Origin of the sequence: Bacillus sp. T2.9-1 (assembly GCF_950097965.1) — a bacterium.
GTDB lineage: Bacteria > Bacillota > Bacilli > Bacillales > Cytobacillaceae > Niallia > Niallia hominis.
In genome coordinates this window covers 1-2,147 of sequence record NZ_CATNHG010000014.1, presented here as the reverse complement: position 1 = coordinate 2,147, position 2,147 = coordinate 1, and the positions used below count along the sequence as shown (strand labels likewise).

1 protein-coding gene is annotated in these 2,147 nt (G+C 30.2%); it reads right to left on the bottom strand.

From position 1 onward, the window contains the following. Window positions 1-491 precede the first annotated feature (491 nt). Window positions 492-1,724: an HD domain-containing protein gene (locus QQZ16_RS02205; protein WP_048717159.1), complete on the bottom strand. Its 1,233-nt coding sequence runs from the start codon at window positions 1,722-1,724 to the stop codon at window positions 492-494. Window positions 1,725-2,147 lie beyond the last annotated feature (423 nt).

Here is a 2,147-nt window from a genome sequence, read left to right as displayed (position 1 = left end):
AGCGTACCCATGTATTGGAATAGTTTCACATATTTTAAAAATATTGTTAGGGATTGTGTCGAAAAATATTTTTTTGATACCCCAACAACGGGTCAAACCGTTGATAGATCAACATTTATAGAGGGAGTTAAACAACAAAATAATTGATCAAAAGAAAAAAATTAAAGAACTAGAAGATTTAAATAAACTAGCTCAATCTACTATTTATAAACTCTTTTATTATGGTAAGGATAGGAAAGAAAAAAATCTAATAAACTTACTCACTACTACAAAAAATTCAACAAAGCCTGTTAATAGAGCATTAGAAAATTTATTTAACCATGAAGCATTTGAATTTTTTGATCTTGAAACTGGCGAAAAAATATATAAAGAAACAAAAATTATTGATATAAAGAAGCGTAAAAAAGAGTCTTCTAGTTTGGATTTGTGGAATGACTTATAAAAAAAGCCCAGCTATGCAGATATATAAAGTGCCTAGCTGGGCTTTTGGGTTATTTCAATTCTTCCGTATTTTCATATCTGCTATCTAAAAAGTCAACTATATGAATAATGTAACCCTCAATTGTTTGTGGATTCCGTACACATGCCCCCCATTCTGGAAGACCGTGATGACATAAAATACAGTGGGAAATATGGTGTATGTCTTCTAAAGAAATCCTTATATTTTCTGTTTCTATTATTTTCGAGAGGATAAGTACACCATATGGGATATGTCCTATCATTACTCCTAACTCATCCATGATTATTCCAGTTTGTTTCCTATTCTCAATATTAGAATGATCAGCCGTTGGGAATAAGAATTTAAATTCCTCAAACTTTTTGCCAGCATGATCATATTCTAGTAATTTTCCAATATCATGAAATAAAATGCTTGTAAAAACTAAATCATAATTAGGAGCTGAACTTCTATGTTGCATTGCGCCATATAACATTGTATAAAGATGATCAATAGTATCTTTCCATACAATGTGCTGAGGATTTATAGACTCCGATTGAAGTTGATTCCAAATATCCTTCTTATGTGCTTTTTCAACTACGTTTATTAGCTTTATAATTGCTTGATAATGGTTATCTTCTTGTTTTAATATGAATCTTGCGAACCTCATTAAACCTACTGTATGTTTTAATAAGCCACCTAAATAATTATGATGAAATCCTTTTGCTGCTGGCCTAATAGAAAATTGGTCCCAAAAACGTTTCATTGCAGCTAAGGATATGTCCTTAAAAGGTTGTTCCAATTCATTTATATATGAGAAAAGTTCTACAGTAAAATCTTCAATATTTTGCTTAGTGTAAGCTAGAAAAGTGAAGGGATTAATATCTTCTTCACATGGTTTCATTTTATTTATAGTAAGTGATTTATGCCCCCGATAATCTTCTATTCTAGCCTCAACATCGAAAATAGAGAATTCTTCAAGTAAAGGGATAGTATTTTCAACGGCATTTTGGTTGTCCCATAATTTTGCATTTATCGAACCAAAATTATTACTAAATCTTATTTTTAAATATTGTTTGTTAGTTTTGGTTGATTCGATATTAAAGTCATTAAGAAGTAATCGTAATTTAACATTGATTCCTTTTTCAAATTCATTTATGTTGAAAATTTCTTCACCAGTAGGGAGAATAGGAGTTGGAAATTCTTTTAGGACCTGTTCTCTATCATCTTCAGTTAACTCAAATTTAACTGGGATAAAATCATAGAAATAAAATTTTATGTCATTCATTGATTATCACTCCTAAACTTTACACACTAAAGTGTAAAAGTTTTTTTATTTATCATTTTCTATATCATTTTAACTTAAATGTTTGATTAAGTAAGTAAAATTTGATTAATGTACTACCTTCCGTTGAAAATCAAGCTTGAAGATTTGAAACTACTTCCACTATACAAATAAGGGTATATCCAATTCCTATAATCGTTGTGCATCAGGAAAATGCGGATTTACAACGATAAGGAATTTCCAATATAAAAAGCCTGATTTCCCAATCCCTAAACTGAGAAATTCGGCTCTTTTTTTTTCTTACACGGCACAACTAACACAATGATTTAGTTGTGCCGATTCCACTTGCTTTCAATATTGTTTAAATATGCATTTGGGTCCTGCTTAAATCTTCTCTGTTTTGTGTGTTCATGTATTCGACTGTCC